2 protein-coding genes are annotated in these 2,087 nt (G+C 76.6%); both read left to right on the plus strand.

What is annotated here, in order from left to right; all coding sequences use genetic code 11:
- The first annotated feature begins 414 nt into the window (after nt 1–414).
- Complete coding sequence (locus ACFVXK_RS38360; RefSeq protein ID WP_389621962.1) at nt 415–1,833, plus strand: MFS transporter; 1,419 nt, start codon at nt 415–417, stop codon at nt 1,831–1,833.
- Between the two features lie 61 nt (nt 1,834–1,894).
- On the plus strand, nt 1,895–2,087 hold a 193-nt coding region (locus ACFVXK_RS38365; protein ID WP_389621965.1), incomplete at its 3' end, for a hypothetical protein.

The raw sequence follows: 2,087 nt of genomic DNA on the forward strand, positions 1-2,087 counted from the left end.
CGGCGGGCGGCGCGGAACCCCGGGAGGGGCCCGGTGCACCGTGTTCCGGGCCGACGGAGACACAGCCGGCGCTCGCCAGGAGGGCCAGGAGGGAGAGGGGCAGGGCGGCCCGGCGCAACAGCACTCGACCACCATGCCGTAGTCCGGGGCCGTGACGTTCCGTCCCTCACGCTTCCGGGTGAAGCGGGAGCGGCGGGGGAACCGCCCCGCACCCCCGGAGAACCGATTCTCCACAGGCAGGCCGGAACGCGGCCGGACGGCCGCAGAATGGGCACGAACGCGATCGGCACGGCACGGCAGTGCGGGCGACGGGGGAGGCGCGACCCCCGGGACCCGGTGCCGCCGTGCCCCTCCCCGGACTCCGTCCGGGGGGACCCCCAACCGTCCGCCTTCATCCCGTACGGAGTGCCGAGCATGACCGAACCAGCCGCGTCCAGCGTTCCCCCGTCCAGCATCCCCCCGCCCCGAGTGCCCGGGCCCGCAGACCGCGCCGCCAAGGGGTGGGCGGCCGTCGCCGCCGTCTCCCTCGCGATCTTCTGCCTGATCACCTCCGAACTCCTGCCCGTCGGACTCCTCACCCCCGTCGGCGCCGACCTGCGGGTCTCCGACGGCACCGCCGGCCTGATGGTGACCGTCCCCGGGCTCGTCGCCGGCTTCTGCGCGCCCCTCGTCACCGTCGGTGCCGCCCGGCTGGACCGGCGCCACGTGCTGTGCGCGCTGATTGCCCTGACGGCCGCCGCCAACCTCGCCGTCGCGTTCGCCCCCAGCTTCGCCGTCGTACTGGCCGCGCGGCTGCTCGTCGGCATCGGCGTCGGCGGGTTCTGGGCCGTCGCGGGCGGCCTCGCCGCCCGGCTGGTCCCCGCCCACCGCGGCGGCCGGGCCACGGCCCTGATATTCGGCGGCGTGCCCACCGCCTCGGTGCTCGGCGTCCCCGCCGGCACCCTCCTCGGCGAACTCGGCGGCTGGCGGACCGCCTTCGCGGCCGTCGGCGCCCTCGGCGCGCTCACCCTGGTGGCCCTGCTCCTGCTGCTGCCCGCCCTGCCCCCGGCCGAGCCCGTCACCTTCGCGGAACTGCCCGCCCTGCTGCGGTCCGACGCCGGGGTCCGCACCGGGGTGGCCGTCACCTTCCTGGTGGTCACCGGCCAGTTCGCCGCCTACACCTTCGTCAGGCCGATCCTGCGCGACGTCTCCGGTGTCGACGCCGGCCTCGTCAGCACCCTGCTGCTCGGCTACGGCCTGGCCGGAGTCGCCGGCAACTTCCTGGCCGGGCCGCGCGACCCGCGCCGTACGCTGCTCGCCGTCAGCGCCACCCTCACCGCCGTGCTGGCGCTGACGGCCGTCCTGCCGGGACCTGTCGCGGGGACCGCTCTGCTGGTGCTCTGGGGCCTGGCCTACGGCGGGGTCTCCGTCAGCCTCCAGGGCTGGATGCTCAAGGCCGCGCCCCGCGCCGCCGAGGCCGCGTCCTCGCTGATGGTGGCCATGTTCAACTTCGCCATCGCGGCGGGGGCCCTGGCCGGCGGACTCGCCGTGGACCGCCTCTCGGTACCCGCCGCGCCGCTGACCGGAGCCGCCCTGATGCTCCTCGCCGCCCTCACGGTGGCCGTCCACCTCCGCCGGGGCGGCCCGGGCGCGAAGGCAGGAGACCGGATGGATGGGGCGGATCGGACACCCGGCTTGACCGGAGCCGCCCCGGAGGGAAAGAGTCCGCTCAAGAACGACCGCCTGAGCCGCACTTCGGAGACGCCCCAGATGCCGATACACGTCCGCTCCCCGCTCACTCCGCCGGCCATGGGAGCGGGCCAGACCCCGGTCGCCCGGCGGCGCAGGGCCTGACCGGCGGGTGGGGGCCGGTGCCGCACCGCCGCACCGGTCCCCACCGTGCCGGGAGACAACCGTGTCCCCACACCCCGATGAGAGCGGGCCCGAGCCCGACGACCGCCTGTTCGTCCGCCCCTACGTCGTCGTCCCCCAGGACCCGTCGGCCGCGGCCTACCCCGCCTGGCCGACGATCCCCGAAGCGGCGCCGGAAGCGGCGGAGGAGTCGACGCAGCCCCTGCCGCGGGTGCCGACCGCGGCCCCCGCCGCCC

The sequence above is a fragment of the Streptomyces sp. NPDC058157 genome, assembly GCF_042884105.1.
Taxonomy (GTDB): domain Bacteria; phylum Actinomycetota; class Actinomycetes; order Streptomycetales; family Streptomycetaceae; genus Streptomyces.